At 59.2% G+C, this 15,380-nt stretch carries 17 protein-coding genes; 16 read left to right on the forward strand and 1 reads right to left on the reverse strand.

Annotation, left to right across the window (positions count from 1 at the left end; genetic code table 11):
- The first annotated feature begins 168 nt into the window (after positions 1-168).
- Positions 169-4,377 carry a DNA-directed RNA polymerase subunit beta' gene (gene rpoC, locus BLX89_RS00600; protein WP_075288725.1) on the forward strand — a complete coding sequence of 1,403 codons (4,209 nt, stop codon included), beginning with the start codon at positions 169-171 and terminating at the stop codon, positions 4,375-4,377.
- A gap of 106 nt (positions 4,378-4,483) precedes the next feature.
- Here rpoC and BLX89_RS00605 read toward each other — a convergent pair whose 3' ends face one another.
- Positions 4,484-4,780, reverse strand: coding sequence for a transcriptional regulator (locus BLX89_RS00605; RefSeq protein ID WP_075288726.1), 297 nt, complete (start codon positions 4,778-4,780; stop codon positions 4,484-4,486).
- Positions 4,781-5,409: 629 nt separating this feature from the next.
- On the opposite strand from BLX89_RS00605, the gene rpsL reads away from it, so the two are divergent.
- The 15 genes from rpsL (at position 5,410) to rpsQ (ending at position 15,292) form a co-directional block, all read left to right on the forward strand.
- On the forward strand, positions 5,410-5,781 hold the full coding sequence (gene rpsL, locus BLX89_RS00610) for a 30S ribosomal protein S12 (protein ID WP_003507760.1): 372 nt from the start codon (positions 5,410-5,412) through the stop codon (positions 5,779-5,781).
- A gap of 77 nt (positions 5,782-5,858) precedes the next feature.
- Positions 5,859-6,329, forward strand: coding sequence for a 30S ribosomal protein S7 (gene rpsG / locus BLX89_RS00615; RefSeq protein WP_056323208.1), 471 nt, complete (start codon positions 5,859-5,861; stop codon positions 6,327-6,329).
- Positions 6,330-6,359: 30 nt separating this feature from the next.
- Positions 6,360-8,459: an elongation factor G gene (fusA, locus tag BLX89_RS00620; RefSeq protein ID WP_075288727.1), complete on the forward strand. Its 2,100-nt coding sequence runs from the start codon at positions 6,360-6,362 to the stop codon at positions 8,457-8,459.
- Between the two features lie 66 nt (positions 8,460-8,525).
- The gene (gene tuf / locus BLX89_RS00625; protein WP_075288717.1) at positions 8,526-9,701 is read left to right on the forward strand and encodes an elongation factor Tu; all 1,176 of its coding nucleotides are present in this window, start codon (positions 8,526-8,528) and stop codon (positions 9,699-9,701) included.
- 336 nt (positions 9,702-10,037) lie between these two features.
- Positions 10,038-10,346, forward strand: coding sequence for a 30S ribosomal protein S10 (gene rpsJ, locus BLX89_RS00630; RefSeq protein WP_003507767.1), 309 nt, complete (start codon positions 10,038-10,040; stop codon positions 10,344-10,346).
- Positions 10,347-10,484: 138 nt separating this feature from the next.
- Entirely contained in the window at positions 10,485-11,165 is a 681-nt protein-coding gene (rplC, locus tag BLX89_RS00635; protein WP_075288728.1) for a 50S ribosomal protein L3, read from the forward strand.
- Between the two features lie 12 nt (positions 11,166-11,177).
- Positions 11,178-11,798, forward strand: a complete 621-nt coding sequence (rplD, locus tag BLX89_RS00640; protein WP_075288729.1) for a 50S ribosomal protein L4 — start codon at positions 11,178-11,180, stop codon at positions 11,796-11,798.
- Positions 11,795-12,088: a 50S ribosomal protein L23 gene (locus tag BLX89_RS00645; protein WP_075288730.1), complete on the forward strand. Its 294-nt coding sequence runs from the start codon at positions 11,795-11,797 to the stop codon at positions 12,086-12,088. Before rplD ends, BLX89_RS00645 begins: the two co-directional genes overlap by 4 nt.
- Positions 12,089-12,142: 54 nt before the next feature.
- A complete protein-coding gene (gene rplB, locus BLX89_RS00650) occupies positions 12,143-12,979 on the forward strand; it encodes a 50S ribosomal protein L2 (protein WP_075288731.1) in 837 nt (278 codons plus the stop codon).
- A 15-nt stretch (positions 12,980-12,994) separates the two neighbouring features.
- Positions 12,995-13,273 (forward strand): 30S ribosomal protein S19, encoded by a 279-nt coding sequence (gene rpsS, locus BLX89_RS00655; RefSeq protein WP_018328281.1) that lies wholly within the window; start codon positions 12,995-12,997, stop codon positions 13,271-13,273.
- A gap of 2 nt (positions 13,274-13,275) precedes the next feature.
- Positions 13,276-13,665, forward strand: a complete 390-nt coding sequence (gene rplV, locus BLX89_RS00660) for a 50S ribosomal protein L22 (RefSeq protein WP_075288732.1) — start codon at positions 13,276-13,278, stop codon at positions 13,663-13,665.
- Positions 13,665-14,378, forward strand: coding sequence for a 30S ribosomal protein S3 (gene rpsC / locus BLX89_RS00665; RefSeq protein WP_075288733.1), 714 nt, complete (start codon positions 13,665-13,667; stop codon positions 14,376-14,378). The genes rplV and rpsC overlap by 1 nt, the downstream gene beginning before the upstream one ends.
- Positions 14,379-14,416: 38 nt before the next feature.
- Complete coding sequence (rplP, locus tag BLX89_RS00670; RefSeq protein WP_056319074.1) at positions 14,417-14,830, forward strand: 50S ribosomal protein L16; 414 nt, start codon at positions 14,417-14,419, stop codon at positions 14,828-14,830.
- 11 nt (positions 14,831-14,841) lie between these two features.
- Complete coding sequence (gene rpmC, locus BLX89_RS00675) at positions 14,842-15,042, forward strand: 50S ribosomal protein L29 (protein ID WP_056319072.1); 201 nt, start codon at positions 14,842-14,844, stop codon at positions 15,040-15,042.
- A gap of 13 nt (positions 15,043-15,055) precedes the next feature.
- Positions 15,056-15,292 carry a 30S ribosomal protein S17 gene (rpsQ, locus tag BLX89_RS00680; RefSeq protein WP_075288734.1) on the forward strand — a complete coding sequence of 79 codons (237 nt, stop codon included), beginning with the start codon at positions 15,056-15,058 and terminating at the stop codon, positions 15,290-15,292.
- Positions 15,293-15,380 lie beyond the last annotated feature (88 nt).

The raw sequence follows: 15,380 nt of genomic DNA on the forward strand, positions 1-15,380 counted from the left end.
GCGCCCCGTCTCGGCGCGCACCGTTCCCTTGTCTGAAGCGCCAGTCGCCGAGGGAAGGGAAGCGGACTGCAGGCCATGCAGTCTTATCTGTTAAGGCAGGAGCCGACGCCCGGGAATTGTCGGCTTCCTTGCTCAGCTCAGGGCAATTCGCCCGTAAAGGAGATAGGCATGAACCAAGAGGTCATGAACCTTTTCAATCCGCAGGTACCTGCGCAGACCTTCGATTCCATCCGGATTTCGATTGCGTCGCCGGAGAAGATCCTCTCCTGGTCCTACGGTGAGATCAAGAAGCCGGAAACCATCAACTACCGTACGTTCAAGCCTGAGCGTGACGGTCTTTTCTGCGCGCGTATCTTTGGCCCGATCAAAGACTACGAATGCCTGTGCGGCAAGTACAAGCGCATGAAGTACAAGGGCATCATCTGCGAAAAGTGCGGCGTCGAAGTCACGCTGTCGCGCGTTCGCCGTGAGCGCATGGGCCACATCGAGCTCGCCGCTCCCGTTGCTCACATCTGGTTCCTGAAGTCCCTGCCGAGCCGCATCGCGACGCTGCTCGACATGACGCTGAAGGATATCGAGCGCGTTCTCTACTTCGAAAACTACATCGTCACCGAGCCCGGCCTGACGTCGCTGAAGGAAAATCAGCTTCTGTCGGAAGAGGAATACATGATCGCCGTCGACGAGTTCGGCGAAGATCAGTTCACGGCGATGATCGGTGCGGAAGCCATCTACGAGATGCTTGCGTCGATGAACCTCGAAAAGATCGCAGGCGATCTGCGCTCGGATCTGGCGGACACCACGTCGGAACTGAAGCAGAAGAAGCTTATGAAGCGCCTGAAGATCGTCGAGAACTTCATGGAGAGCGGCAACCGTCCGGAATGGATGATCATGAAGGTCGTTCCGGTCATCCCGCCGGATCTGCGTCCGCTGGTTCCGCTCGATGGCGGCCGTTTCGCGACGTCTGACCTGAACGATCTCTATCGCCGCGTCATCAACCGCAACAACCGTCTGAAGCGCCTCATCGAACTGCGCGCTCCGGGCATCATCATCCGCAACGAAAAGCGCATGCTGCAGGAATCTGTGGACGCGCTGTTCGACAACGGCCGTCGTGGTCGCGTCATCACCGGCGCCAACAAGCGTCCACTGAAGTCGCTGTCCGACATGCTCAAGGGCAAGCAGGGCCGCTTCCGCCAGAACCTTCTCGGCAAGCGCGTCGACTATTCCGGCCGTTCGGTCATCGTGACCGGTCCGGAACTGAAGCTTCACCAGTGCGGCCTGCCGAAGAAGATGGCGCTCGAACTGTTCAAGCCGTTCATCTACGCCCGCCTCGACGCCAAGGGTTTCTCCTCGACCGTCAAGCAGGCCAAGAAGCTGGTTGAAAAGGAAAAGCCGGAAGTCTGGGACATCCTCGACGAGGTTATCCGCGAGCATCCGGTTCTCTTGAACCGCGCACCGACGCTTCACCGCCTGGGCATCCAGGCCTTCGAACCGACCCTGGTCGAAGGCAAGGCCATCCAGTTGCACCCGCTCGTCTGCACGGCCTTCAACGCCGACTTCGACGGCGACCAGATGGCTGTTCACGTTCCGCTCTCGCTGGAAGCCCAGCTTGAAGCGCGCGTTCTGATGATGTCGACCAACAACATTCTGCATCCGGCAAACGGCGCGCCGATCATCGTTCCTTCGCAGGACATGGTTCTCGGCCTGTACTATTTGTCGATCCAGAACCAGAACGAGCCGGGCGAAGGCATGGCCTTCTCCGACATCGGCGAACTGCATCACGCGCTGGAAACCAAGTCGGTCACGCTGCACGCCAAGATCCGTGGCCGCTTCAAGAGCGTCGATGCCGAAGGCAAGCCGGTTTCGAAGATTTTCGAAACGACCCCGGGCCGGATGCTCATCGGCGAACTTCTGCCGAAGAACGCCAACGTCCCGTTCGACGTCTGCAACCAGGAATTGACCAAGAAGAACATCTCCAAGATGATCGACACGGTCTACCGCCATTGCGGCCAGAAGGACACGGTCATTTTCTGCGACCGCATCATGCAGCTCGGCTTCGCCCACGCCTGCCGCGCGGGCATTTCGTTCGGCAAGGACGACATGGTCATCCCGGATTCCAAGGCCAAGATCGTCGGCGATACCGAAGCTCTGGTGAAGGAATACGAACAGCAGTACAACGACGGTCTCATCACCCAGGGCGAAAAATACAACAAGGTTGTCGACGCCTGGGGCAAGGCGACCGACAAGGTTGCCGAAGACATGATGGCCCGCATTAAGGCTGTCGAGTTCGACGACAACGGTCGCCAGAAGCCGATGAACGCCATCTACATGATGTCGCACTCGGGCGCCCGCGGTTCACCGAACCAGATGCGCCAGCTGGGCGGCATGCGCGGCCTGATGGCGAAGCCCTCGGGTGAAATCATCGAGACCCCGATCATCTCGAACTTCAAGGAAGGTCTGACCGTTAACGAGTACTTCAACTCGACCCACGGTGCCCGTAAGGGTCTCGCAGACACCGCTCTGAAGACCGCGAACTCGGGTTACCTGACCCGTCGTCTCGTCGACGTCGCGCAGGATTGCATCGTCAACTCGACGGATTGCGGCACCGACAAGGGCCTCACCATGACGGCGATCGTTGACGCCGGTCAGGTTGTGGCTTCGCTCGGCGCTCGCGTTCTCGGCCGTACGGCACTGGACGACATCGATCATCCGGTCACCGGCGTCCGCATCGTCGATGCCGGCAAGATGATCCTTGAAGCCGACGTCGTGGAGATCGAGAAGGCTGGTATCCAGTCGATCCGTATCCGTTCGGCTCTGACATGCGAAATCCAGACCGGCGTTTGCGGCGTCTGCTACGGTCGTGACCTTGCCCGCGGTACCCCTGTCAACATGGGTGAAGCGGTCGGTGTCATCGCTGCACAGTCGATCGGTGAACCGGGCACGCAGCTCACCATGCGTACCTTCCACCTGGGCGGTACGGCAAACGTGGTCGACCAGTCGTTCCTGGAAGCTTCGTACGAAGGTACGGTCCAGATCAAGAACCGCAACATGCTGCGCAACTCCGAAGGCAACCTGATTGCCATGGGTCGTAACATGGCGGTCCAGATCTTGGACGAGCGCGGCGTCGAGCGTTCCTCGCAGCGCGTTGCCTACGGTTCGAAGATCTTCGTGGACGACGGCGACAAGGTTAAGCGCGGTCAGCGTCTCGCAGAGTGGGACCCTTACACCCGTCCGATGATGACGGAAGTGGAAGGTACCGTTCACTTCGAAGACATCGTCGATGGCATCTCCGTTCTGGAAGCGACCGACGAAGCGACCGGCATTACCAAGCGTCAGGTTATCGACTGGCGCTCGACCCCGCGCGGTACGGATCTCAAGCCTGCCATCGTCATCAAGGACAAGAATGGCGCCGTTGCCAAGCTGTCGCGCGGTGGGGAAGCCCGCTTCCTGCTCTCGGTCGACGCCATCCTGTCGGTCGAGCCGGGCCAGAAGGTCTCCCAGGCAGACGTGCTTGCACGTTCGCCGCTGGAAAGCGCCAAGACGAAGGACATCACCGGTGGTCTGCCGCGTGTTGCCGAACTCTTCGAAGCGCGCCGTCCGAAGGATCACGCTATCATCGCCGAAATCGATGGTACGATCCGCTTCGGCCGCGACTACAAGAACAAGCGTCGCGTGCTGATCGAGCCGGCGGAAGACGGTGTCGAGCCCGTCGAATACCTGATCCCGAAGGGCAAGCCCTTCCATCTTCAGGACGGCGACTATATCGAAAAGGGTGACTACATCCTCGACGGTAACCCGGCTCCGCACGACATCCTGGCGATCAAGGGCGTCGAGGCTCTGGCTTCGTACCTCGTGAACGAAATCCAGGAAGTCTACCGTCTGCAGGGCGTTGTGATCAACGACAAGCACATCGAGGTGATCGTTCGCCAGATGCTGCAGAAGGTTGAAATCACCGACGCCGGTGACTCGACCTACATCGTCGGTGACAATGTCGATCGCATCGAACTGGAAGACGTCAACGACCAACTGATCGAACAGGGCAAGAAGCCGGCCTACGGCGATCCGGTCCTGCTCGGCATCACCAAGGCGTCGCTGCAGACCCCGTCCTTCATCTCGGCCGCATCCTTCCAGGAGACGACCAAGGTGCTGACGGAAGCTGCGATCGCCGGCAAGACCGACGGTCTGCAGGGTCTGAAGGAAAACGTCATCGTCGGCCGCCTCATCCCGGCCGGTACGGGCGGCACCATGACCCAGATCCGCCGTATCGCGACCGCTCGCGACGAGATGATCCTCGAAGAGCGCCGCAAGGGTACGGGTGCGGAAACCGCGACCCCGATGCTGGCCGATCTGGCTGCAGCGGAAGCAACGCCTGCCGAATAAGGAGGGGAGGGCGAAAGCCCTCTTTTCCGACGTCAATGAAAAAGCCGCGGGGAGCGATCCCCGCGGCTTTGTGTTTTCCCTGGGTCTGCTGTTGCAGGCCGAAAGATCAGTTGAAACGAATGATTGCGACTTCGCCTTCAAGCGCGCCCTGGTAGGCCGAGGCGTGCGGCTCCTCATCGGGAGCGTCCGTCAAGGTGCCGATCTGATCGAGATCCGCTTCGAGGAAGCCTTCCTCCGCCAGCGCATTCAGGGCTTCGCGGACCGCAGTGTCATCATCAGGCGCGCGCAGCATTACGTGAATATCGACGCCTTCCTTGTCGCCATCCTGCTCATAGGCCTTGCCGATGATGATGAAGACCATTGGTCCGTCGAGATTGTTGTCATTATCGGCAGATGCACTCATGGGATGTTCCTTCGAGGGGACGTGCGGGCGATGCTCCTGCTGCGTTTGTCCGTGAGCAGTCACTAGGAGCGGTCGTGAATAATCGTCCGTTACCTTATAATGTGCTGACATGGGCGGATAGGCGGAATCGAAAGGAGAATCGGTTCATCCAAACAATTGCGCGGCAACGCCGATGGAATCGCTGGACTGGACGAATGCCTGACGATTCTTTAACGTGTAGTGCGACGTACAGGATTGCGAGGATCGGGGAGAGGCGCCAGAGCGCTTCCGATAGCGCCAAAAGCCTTGTTTTGCAGGCATGGCAGCCCTGCCAAGGCGAGAATGTTTCTTAACTCCCCTTGACGCGAAGACCTTTAAACAGTACACCGCGCCCCATCAGAGCCTATGTGAGGCTGGCTGTTTCGGAACGCCGCGTTCTGGAGTTCGCCTCAAACAAGACTCAAACGCACGCTGAAGACCGCAATTTAGCACGCATGACGCCGGAATACGGCGTCCTCTGTCTCTTGAAAGAGCCATCTGCCGACCAGCGGATTGGCTCTTGTTTTGCGCATTTGTAGCGTGTGAAACCGCCGGAGACGGCATTGATCCGCCCGTAAGGGTAATGAGACAAGAATTTAAGGGATGGTTGTATGCCTACCGTAAACCAGCTGATCCGTAAGCCGCGTCAGGCACAGGTAAAGCGCAATAAGGTTCCTGCGCTGCAGGAAAACCCGCAGAAGCGTGGTGTTTGCACCCGCGTTTATACCACGACCCCGAAGAAGCCGAACTCGGCTCTGCGTAAGGTTGCCAAGATCCGTCTGACCAATGGCTTCGAAGTCATCGGCTACATCCCGGGTGAAGGTCACAACCTGCAGGAACACTCCGTCGTCATGATCCGTGGCGGTCGTGTCAAGGACTTGCCGGGCGTTCGTTACCACATCATCCGTGGTGTTCTCGATACCCAGGGTGTCAAGAACCGCAAGCAGCGCCGCTCCAAGTATGGTGCGAAGCGTCCGAAGTAATTCGGAACCAACAATTTCGGTGCTGCGCGAGGTTCTCCGCGTGTTAAGGCGCCATTCAAGTTTGAGAGACAAAAGTCATGTCACGTCGTCACAGTGCAGAAAAGCGCGAGATCAATCCCGATCCGAAGTTTGGTGATCTGGTCGTCACCAAGTTCATGAACGCTATCATGCTTCATGGTAAGAAGTCGGTTGCCGAAAGCATCGTTTATGGTGCGTTCGATGCCGTTCAGGCGAAGCTGAAGCAGGAGCCGATCACGGTTTTCCATTCGGCCCTCGACAACATCGCTCCGCACGTCGAAGTCCGTTCGCGTCGCGTTGGTGGTGCAACCTACCAGGTTCCGGTAGATGTCCGTCCTGAGCGCCGTCAGGCTCTCGCTATTCGCTGGCTGATCACTGCTGCCCGCAAGCGCAACGAAACCACCATGGTCGATCGCCTCTGCGGCGAACTCATGGACGCTGCGAACAACCGCGGCAGCGCAGTGAAGAAGCGCGAAGACACGCACAAGATGGCTGACGCCAACCGTGCATTCTCGCACTATCGCTGGTAATCGACGAACAATTTCGAAAGGGAGTCCTTCATGGCTCGCGAATATAAAATCGAAGACTACCGCAACTTCGGTATCATGGCGCACATCGACGCTGGCAAGACCACGACGACCGAGCGCATCCTGTACTACACCGGCAAGTCGCATAAGATTGGCGAAGTCCACGACGGCGCCGCTACCATGGACTGGATGGAGCAGGAGCAGGAACGCGGCATCACCATCACGTCCGCTGCCACGACCACCTTCTGGAAGGGTCGCGACGGCAAGATGCGCCGCTTCAACATCATCGACACCCCCGGCCACGTGGACTTCACCATCGAAGTCGAGCGTTCGCTGCGCGTTCTCGACGGTGCTGTGGCCCTTCTCGATGCCAACGCCGGTGTAGAGCCGCAGACGGAAACCGTCTGGCGTCAGGCTGAGAAGTACAACGTTCCTCGCATGATCTTCTGCAACAAGATGGACAAGACCGGTGCGGACTTCTACCGCTCGGTTGAGATGATCAAGACGCGTCTCGGTGCAACGGCTGTCGTCATGCAACTGCCGATCGGTGCTGAATCCGAGTTCAAGGGCGTTGTCGACCTGATCGAGATGAATGCTCTCGTCTGGCGTGACGAGTCGCTCGGCGCCCAGTGGGACGTCGTCGAAATCCCGGACGACCTGAAGGACAAGGCTGAAGAATATCGCGAAAAGCTGATCGAGACCGTTGTCGAGATCGACGAAGCTGCGATGGAAGCATACCTGAACGGCGACATGCCGGACAACGATCAGATTCGTGCGCTCGTTCGCCGCGGCACCATCGACGTCAAGTTCCATCCGATGTTCTGCGGCACCGCCTTCAAGAACAAGGGTGTTCAGCCGCTGCTCGACGCGGTCGTCGATTATCTGCCGTCGCCGCTCGACATTCCGGCGATCAAGGGCATCGATGCCAAGACCGAAGCCGAAATCGAGCGTCATGCTGACGACGCCGAGCCGCTTTCGATGCTGGCGTTCAAGATCATGAACGACCCCTTCGTCGGTTCGCTCACCTTCGCACGCATCTACTCCGGCAAGCTCGAGAAGGGCTCGTCCGTCATGAACACGGTCAAGGACAAGCGCGAGCGTGTCGGCCGTATGCTTCAGATGCACTCGAACTCGCGTGAAGACATCGAAGAAGCCTTCGCAGGCGACATCGTTGCTCTCGCAGGTCTGAAGGAAACCACGACAGGTGACACGCTCTGCGATCCCCTGAAGCCGGTTATCCTCGAGCGCATGGAATTCCCCGAGCCTGTCATCCAGATCGCGATCGAGCCGAAGTCCAAGGGCGACCAGGAAAAGATGGGCCTCGCGCTCAATCGCCTTGCTGCCGAAGACCCGTCGTTCCGCGTCAAGACCGACCAGGAATCCGGCCAGACGATCATCGCCGGCATGGGCGAACTTCACCTCGACATTCTCGTCGACCGCATGCGTCGCGAGTTCAAGGTGGAAGCCAACGTCGGTGCTCCGCAGGTTGCCTACCGCGAAACCATCACGAAGCTTTGCGAAGAAGATTACACGCACAAGAAGCAGTCCGGTGGTACCGGCCAGTTCGCGCGCGTCAAGATCGTCTTCGAACCGAACCCGGAAGGCGAAGACTTCAAGTTCGAATCCAAGATCGTCGGCGGTGCTGTTCCCAAGGAATACATCCCGGGCGTTCAGAAGGGTATCGAAAGCGTTCTGTCTTCGGGTCCGCTCGCTGGCTTCCCGATGCTCGGCGTAAAGGCCACCCTCATTGACGGTGCCTTCCACGACGTTGACTCGTCGGTTCTCGCCTTCGAAATCGCATCGCGTGCCTGCTTCCGTGAAGCTGCCCGCAAGGCCGGCGCACAGCTGCTCGAGCCGATGATGAAGGTCGAAGTCGTAACGCCGGAAGATTACGTCGGTGACGTGATCGGTGACCTGAACTCCCGCCGTGGCCAGATCCAGGGCCAGGAATCGCGCGGCGTCGCCGTCGTGATTTCGGCCAACGTGCCGCTCGCGAACATGTTCAAGTACGTGGACAACCTGCGCTCCATGAGCCAGGGCCGCGCCCAGTACTCGATGGTCTTCGATCACTATGCGCCGGTTCCGTCGAACGTGTCGCAGGAAATCCAGGCAAAGTACTCCGGTCAGAAGTGACCGGGGCACTAGCCCACCATAAACAAGAAAATACGCCCTTCGGGGCAGGAAAACGGAGAGCCGGAAATGGCAAAGAGCAAATTTGAGCGCAATAAGCCGCACGTCAACATCGGCACGATCGGCCACGTCGACCATGGCAAGACGTCGCTGACGGCCGCGATCACGAAGTACTTCGGCGAGTTCAAGGCGTACGACCAGATCGACGCTGCACCGGAAGAAAAGGCGCGCGGCATCACCATCTCGACGGCGCACGTCGAGTATGAGACCCCGAACCGTCACTATGCGCACGTCGACTGCCCCGGCCACGCCGACTACGTCAAGAACATGATCACCGGTGCTGCCCAGATGGACGGCGCGATCCTGGTTTGCTCTGCCGCTGACGGCCCGATGCCGCAGACCCGCGAGCACATCCTGCTGGCCCGTCAGGTTGGCGTTCCGGCGATCGTCGTGTTCCTCAACAAGGTCGACCAGGTTGACGACGCCGAGCTGCTCGAGCTCGTCGAACTGGAAGTTCGCGAGCTCCTGTCGTCCTACGACTTCCCGGGCGACGACATTCCGATCATCAAGGGCTCGGCTCTGGCGGCTCTCGAAGATTCGGACAAGAAGATCGGCGAAGACGCCGTTCGCGAGCTGATGGCTGCCGTTGACGCCTACATCCCGACGCCTGAGCGTCCGATCGACCAGCCGTTCCTGATGCCGATCGAAGACGTGTTCTCGATCTCGGGCCGTGGTACGGTTGTGACCGGCCGCGTCGAGCGCGGTATCGTCAAGGTTGGCGAAGAAGTCGAAATCGTCGGCATCCGCGCCACCTCGAAGACGACCGTGACCGGCGTTGAAATGTTCCGCAAGCTGCTCGACCAGGGCCAGGCCGGCGACAACATCGGTGCACTGGTTCGGGGTGTGAACCGTGACGGCGTCGAGCGTGGTCAGATCCTGTGCAAGCCGGGTTCGGTCAAGCCGCACAAGAAGTTCAAGGCCGAAGCCTACATCCTGACGAAGGAAGAAGGCGGCCGTCATACGCCGTTCTTCACGAACTACCGTCCGCAGTTCTACTTCCGCACGACGGACGTGACCGGTATCGTGACGCTTCCGGAAGGCACGGAAATGGTTATGCCTGGCGACAACGTGACCGTTGACGTCGAGCTGATCGTTCCGATCGCGATGGAAGAAAAGCTGCGCTTCGCGATCCGCGAAGGCGGCCGTACCGTCGGCGCCGGCATCGTCGCCTCCATCGTCGAGTAATCGACAGGGCGACATCATCGTCGCCTCCTTCATCGGGTAAGCTCGATGGTTGGAAACGGCGCACTTTAGGTGCCGTTTCCTGATCAATTTATTGGTCGAAGCATGCGATTTTGCTCGTATGCCTCTCGAATTGGCGGAAGCGCGAAAAAACGCGCTTCCGTAGGCGTTCGGGCATTGTATCGGACGCCGATTCCGTATATGTCGCGGGTCGATTTGCAGATTCGAATGAACAGAGGGTGATTTGCCCTTTGTGCTCTTTGAAGCGTCAGCACCCGGAAACGAATGACGAACCGCCTCGCAAGAGGCATTCGCTTAACAAGAACAAGGACAAGTCGAATGAACGGCCAGAATATCCGCATCCGCCTCAAGGCGTTTGATCACCGGATCCTCGATGCCTCCACGCGGGAAATCGTTTCGACGGCCAAGCGCACGGGTGCTTCGGTCCGTGGTCCGGTGCCGCTTCCCACGCGGATCGAGAAGTTCACTGTGAACCGCTCGCCCCACGTAGACAAGAAGAGCCGCGAACAGTTCGAGATGCGTACGCACAAGCGTCTGCTCGACATCGTTGATCCGACCCCGCAGACCGTTGACGCGCTGATGAAGCTCGACCTCGCTGCCGGCGTTGACGTCGAAATCAAGCTTTAAAAACAAGGAAGGTACGTGGGCCCAGGCCCAACGGCTTCCGAAAACGGGCGACCCTAAGATCGGATGATCCGGGGGAAACCTTAAACCAGAGATGCGGAGGGGCTCGCCCCGAAGCTAACTCTTAAGAGGAATGAACCAATGCGTTCAGGTGTGATTGCACAGAAAGTTGGGATGACCCGCGTCTATAACGACGCTGGTGAGCATATCCCGGTAACAGTTCTGCGTATGGAAAACTGCCAGGTGGTGGCCCATCGCACGGAAGACAAGAATGGCTATACGGCCGTTCAGCTCGGTGCTGGCCAGTCCAAGGTCAAGAACACGAATAAGGCGCAGCGCGGCCAGTTCGCTGCTGCAAGCGTAGAACCGAAGGCGAAGATCGTCGAGTTCCGCGTTTCGGCCGACAACCTCATCGACGTTGGCGCTGAGCTGACGGCAAACCACTTCATCGCCGGCCAGCTGGTCGACGTGACCGGTACCTCGGTCGGTAAGGGTTTTGCGGGTGCGATGAAGCGTCACAACTTCGGCGGTCTGCGTGCTACGCACGGCGTTTCCGTCTCTCACCGTTCGCATGGTTCGACAGGTAACAACCAGGATCCGGGTAAGGTCTGGAAGGGCAAGCGCATGGCTGGTCACATGGGCCAGACGCGCATCACCACCCAGAACCTGGAAGTGGTCTCCACCGATGAAGACCGCGGCCTGATCCTCGTCAAGGGCGCCGTACCCGGCTCCAAGGGCGCATGGATCGTCGTTCGCGACGCCATCAAGTCCGGCACCCCGGCTGACGCTCCGCGTCCCGCCGCTGTGCGCGCAGCCAAGTAAGGAGGCCCGACTATGGATCTCAAAGTAACCACCCTCGAGGGAAAAGAAGCCGGTCAGGTTTCCTTGTCCGACGCGATTTTCGGCCTTGAGCCCCGCGAAGACATCATCGCTCGCGTTGTTCGCTGGCAGCTCGCCAAGAAGCAGCAGGGCACCCACAAGTCGAAGGGCCGCGCGGAAATTGCCCGCACCGGCGCCAAGATGTTCAAGCAGAAGGGTACGGGTCGCGCTCGTCACCATTCGGCTCGTGCACCGCAGTTCCGCGGCGGTGGTAAGGCTCATGGCCCGGTTGTTCGCAGCCACGCCCATGACCTGCCGAAGAAGGTTCGCGCTCTGGGCCTGCGCCATGCGCTTTCCGCCAAGCTTCGCGCTGAAGACGTGATCATCGTCGACAACCTGGTTGCTGCTGAAGCAAAGACCAAGGTGCTGACCGGTCAGTTCGCTTCGCTGGGCCTCACCAACGCGCTGATCATCGGTGGCGCCGAGCTTGATAACAACTTCAAGCTCGCTGCACAGAACATCCCGAACGTGGACGTTCTGCCGGTTCAGGGCATCAATGTTTATGACATTCTGCGTCGCGGCAAGCTCGTGCTGTCGAAGGCTGCAGTTGAAGCTCTAGAGGAGCGTTTCAAGTGACCGATCTTCGCCACTATGATGTGATCGTCTCTCCGTCGATCACCGAAAAGTCGACCATGGTGTCTGACAACAACCAGATCGTATTCAACGTCGCCAAGGGCGCTTCCAAGCCGGAAATCAAGGCTGCCGTAGAAGCTCTGTTCGGCGTCAAGGTTACGGCTGTGAACACGCTCGTCCGCAAGGGCAAGCTCAAGCGCTTCCGTGGCTTCGCTGGCCGGCAGTCGGACGTCAAGAAGGCAATCGTCACGCTCGCTGACGGTCAGTCCATCGACGTCTCCACCGGACTCTAAAGGTTAAACCCGCGGTTCCGAACCTCCGGGCAGAACCCATAAGGGAACAAGAAAATGGCATTGAAAAGTTTCAATCCGACGACCCCGAGCCAGCGTCAGCTGGTCATCGTCGACCGGTCTGGCCTCTGGAAGGGCAAGCCGGTCAAGGCGCTGACCGAAGGCCTGTCCTCCAAGGGCGGTCGCAACAACACCGGTCGCATCACCGTTCGCTTCCAGGGCGGCGGTCACAAGCGTTCCTACCGTCTCGTCGACTTCAAGCGTCGCAAGTTCGACATCGAAGGCACGGTAGAGCGTCTGGAATACGACCCGAACCGTACGGCGTTCATCGCGCTGATCAACTATGCAGACGGCACGCAGGCCTACATCCTCGCTCCGCAGCGCCTCGCTGCCGGCGATAAGGTCATCGCTTCCGAGAAGCAGGTTGACGTCAAGCCCGGCAACACCATGCCGCTGCAGTTCATCCCGGTCGGCTCGATCGTGCACAACGTGGAAATGAAGCCGGGCAAGGGCGGTCAGATCGCTCGCTCCGCCGGCACCTACGTTCAGCTCGTCGGTCGTGACCAGGGCATGGCGATCCTTCGCCTGAACTCCGGTGAACAGCGCCTCGTGCATGCTTCGTGCCTGGCAACCGTCGGCGCCGTGTCGAACCCCGACCATGGCAACATCAACGACGGCAAGGCCGGTCGCTCCGTATGGCGCGGCAAGCGTCCGCACGTTCGCGGCGTCGTCATGAACCCGGTCGACCACCCGCACGGCGGTGGTGAAGGCCGCACCTCCGGTGGCCGTCACCCGGTTACCCCGTGGGGCAAGCCGACCAAGGGCAAGCGCACGCGTTCGAACAAGTCGACCGACAAGTTCATCATGCGTTCGCGCCACCAGCGCAAGAAGTAAGAGAGGAAGTCTCCAATGGCTCGTTCAGTATGGAAAGGTCCGTTTGTTGACGGCTATCTTCTCAAGAAGGCTGAGAAGGTTCGTGAAGGCGGTCGTAACGAAGTGATCAAGATGTGGAGCCGTCGCTCCACCATCCTGCCGCAGTTCGTCGGTCTGACCTTCGGCGTCTACAACGGTAGCAAGCATGTACCGGTCTCCGTGTCGGAAGACATGGTCGGTCACAAATTCGGTGAATTCTCTCCGACCCGGACCTATTACGGTCACGGTGCGGACAAGAAGGCAAAGAGGAAGTAATCATGGGCAAGGCAAAAGCCGAACGCCGGCTGAAGGATAATGAGGCGCAAGCAGTTGCGCGCACGATCCGCGTCAGCCCCCAGAAGCTCAACCTGGTTGCCGCGATGATCCGCGGCAAGAAGGTCGACCGGGCTCTGGCCGAACTTGAATTCTCGCGCAAGCGCATCTCCGACACGGTCAAGAAGACCCTCGAGTCGGCGATTGCAAACGCGGAAAACAACCACGACCTCGACGTTGACTCGCTCATCGTTGCGGAAGCCTTTGTTGGCAAGTCCATCACCATGAAGCGTTTCCACGCTCGTGGCCGTGGCCGTGCATCGCGTATCGAAAAGCCGTTCGCACACCTGACGATCGTCGTTCGCGAAGTGGAAGCCAAAGGGGAGGCCGCATAATGGGTCAGAAGATTAATCCGATCGGTTTTCGCCTCGGCATCAACCGTACGTGGGACAGCCGTTGGTTCGCCGACAACGCCGAATACGGCCAGCTGCTTCACGAAGACCTGAAGATCCGTGCCTACCTGCTTGAAGAACTCAAGCAGGCCGGCATTGCCAAGGTCGTCATCGAGCGTCCGCACAAGAAGTGCCGCGTCACGATCCACTCGGCTCGTCCGGGTCTGATCATCGGCAAGAAGGGTGCTGACATCGAAAAGCTTCGCAAGAAGATTTCTTCGATGACCAACTCGGAAACGCACCTCAACATCGTTGAAGTTCGTAAGCCGGAAGTCGACGCAACGCTCGTTGCCCAGTCGATTGCCCAGCAGCTCGAGCGCCGCGTGGCTTTCCGCCGCGCAATGAAGCGTTCGGTTCAGTCGGCGATGCGTCTTGGCGCCGAAGGCATCAAGATCACCTGCGCAGGCCGTCTCGGCGGTGCAGAAATCGCCCGTACGGAATGGTACCGCGAAGGTCGCGTTCCGTTGCACACGCTGCGCGCCGACATCGATTACGGTGTTGCTGAAGCAGAAACCGCTTTCGGTATCTGCGGTATTAAGGTCTGGATCTTCAAGGGCGAAATCCTTGAGCACGATCCGATGGCATCCGAACGTCGCGCAAGCGAAAGCGATGCACAGGGCCCGAGCAGCAATAACCGCCGTCGTGAAAACGCCTAACAGTCGTTCCTGGCAGCCGATATTGGAGAAGTAAAAAAATGTTGCAGCCAAAGCGTACTAAGTACCGGAAGCAGTTCAAGGGACGCATCAAGGGCGTCGCCAAGGGCGGTTCCGACCTGGCGTTCGGCGAATTCGGCCTGAAGGCTCAGGAACCGAACCGCGTCAACGCTCGTGAGATCGAAGCGGCCCGCCGCGCGATCACCCGCTACATGAAGCGCGCCGGTCGCGTATGGATCCGCGTCTTCCCGGACGTTCCGGTCACCGCAAAGCCGACCGAAGTCCGCATGGGTAAGGGTAAGGGCGGCGTCGAATACTGGGCATGCAAGGTCAAGCCCGGCCGCATGATGTTTGAGATCGATGGCGTCAGCGAAGAAATCGCACGCGAGGCTCTGCGCCTCGGCTCCGCCAAGCTCTCGGTTAAGACGCGCTTCGTTCAGCGCATCGCAGAGTAAGGATGAAAGCCATGAAAGCTGCAGATGTTCGCGCTCTGAGCGCCGATCAACTCAACGAAGAGCTTGCCAAGCTGAAGAAGGAGCAGTTCAACCTGCGCTTCCAGAAGGCAACTGGCCAGCTCGAAAAGTCTTCGCGAATCAACGAAGTCCGCAAGGACATCGCCCGCGTAAAAACCATTGCCCGCCAGAAGGCGGCGGAAGCCAAGGCCTAAGGACCAAAAAACTATGCCGAAACGCATTCTGCAGGGCACTGTCGTCAGCGACAAGAATGACAAGACCGTTGTGGTCCGTGTCGAGCGTCGCTTCGCGCACCCGATCTTCCAGAAGACCGTCCGCCGGTCCAAGAAGTACAAGGCGCATGACGAAAACAACCAGTACAAGGTCGGCGACGTCGTTTCCATCGAGGAATGCGCGCCGATCTCCAAGGACAAGACCTGGACCGTTGTGTCCGCTCAGTCCTAATTGTTAAGACTTCTTGCGCGGGGGCTTGCTTCCCGCGCAAAAATCTGTATGAAGCAGCGTCAGAACGCTCGTCCTTCGGGCGTTCTTT

This window comes from Pararhizobium arenae, from assembly GCF_001931685.1.
Classification (GTDB): Bacteria; Pseudomonadota; Alphaproteobacteria; order Rhizobiales; family Rhizobiaceae; genus Pararhizobium; species Pararhizobium arenae.

Coding starts and splice junctions, on each gene's coding strand:
- rpsL (WP_003507760.1), top strand. CDS start 5,410: ATGCCTACCGTAAACCAGCTGATCCGTAAGCCGCGTCAGGCACAGGTA.
- rplB (WP_075288731.1), top strand. CDS start 12,143: ATGGCATTGAAAAGTTTCAATCCGACGACCCCGAGCCAGCGTCAGCTG.
- rpsG (WP_056323208.1), top strand. CDS start 5,859: ATGTCACGTCGTCACAGTGCAGAAAAGCGCGAGATCAATCCCGATCCG.
- rpsQ (WP_075288734.1), top strand. CDS start 15,056: ATGCCGAAACGCATTCTGCAGGGCACTGTCGTCAGCGACAAGAATGAC.
- rpsC (WP_075288733.1), top strand. CDS start 13,665: ATGGGTCAGAAGATTAATCCGATCGGTTTTCGCCTCGGCATCAACCGT.
- rpmC (WP_056319072.1), top strand. CDS start 14,842: ATGAAAGCTGCAGATGTTCGCGCTCTGAGCGCCGATCAACTCAACGAA.
- fusA (WP_075288727.1), top strand. CDS start 6,360: ATGGCTCGCGAATATAAAATCGAAGACTACCGCAACTTCGGTATCATG.
- rplD (WP_075288729.1), top strand. CDS start 11,178: ATGGATCTCAAAGTAACCACCCTCGAGGGAAAAGAAGCCGGTCAGGTT.
- BLX89_RS00605 (WP_075288726.1), bottom strand. CDS start 4,780: ATGAGTGCATCTGCCGATAATGACAACAATCTCGACGGACCAATGGTC.
- rplC (WP_075288728.1), top strand. CDS start 10,485: ATGCGTTCAGGTGTGATTGCACAGAAAGTTGGGATGACCCGCGTCTAT.
- rpsJ (WP_003507767.1), top strand. CDS start 10,038: ATGAACGGCCAGAATATCCGCATCCGCCTCAAGGCGTTTGATCACCGG.
- rplP (WP_056319074.1), top strand. CDS start 14,417: ATGTTGCAGCCAAAGCGTACTAAGTACCGGAAGCAGTTCAAGGGACGC.
- rpoC (WP_075288725.1), top strand. CDS start 169: ATGAACCAAGAGGTCATGAACCTTTTCAATCCGCAGGTACCTGCGCAG.
- tuf (WP_075288717.1), top strand. CDS start 8,526: ATGGCAAAGAGCAAATTTGAGCGCAATAAGCCGCACGTCAACATCGGC.
- rplV (WP_075288732.1), top strand. CDS start 13,276: ATGGGCAAGGCAAAAGCCGAACGCCGGCTGAAGGATAATGAGGCGCAA.
- rpsS (WP_018328281.1), top strand. CDS start 12,995: ATGGCTCGTTCAGTATGGAAAGGTCCGTTTGTTGACGGCTATCTTCTC.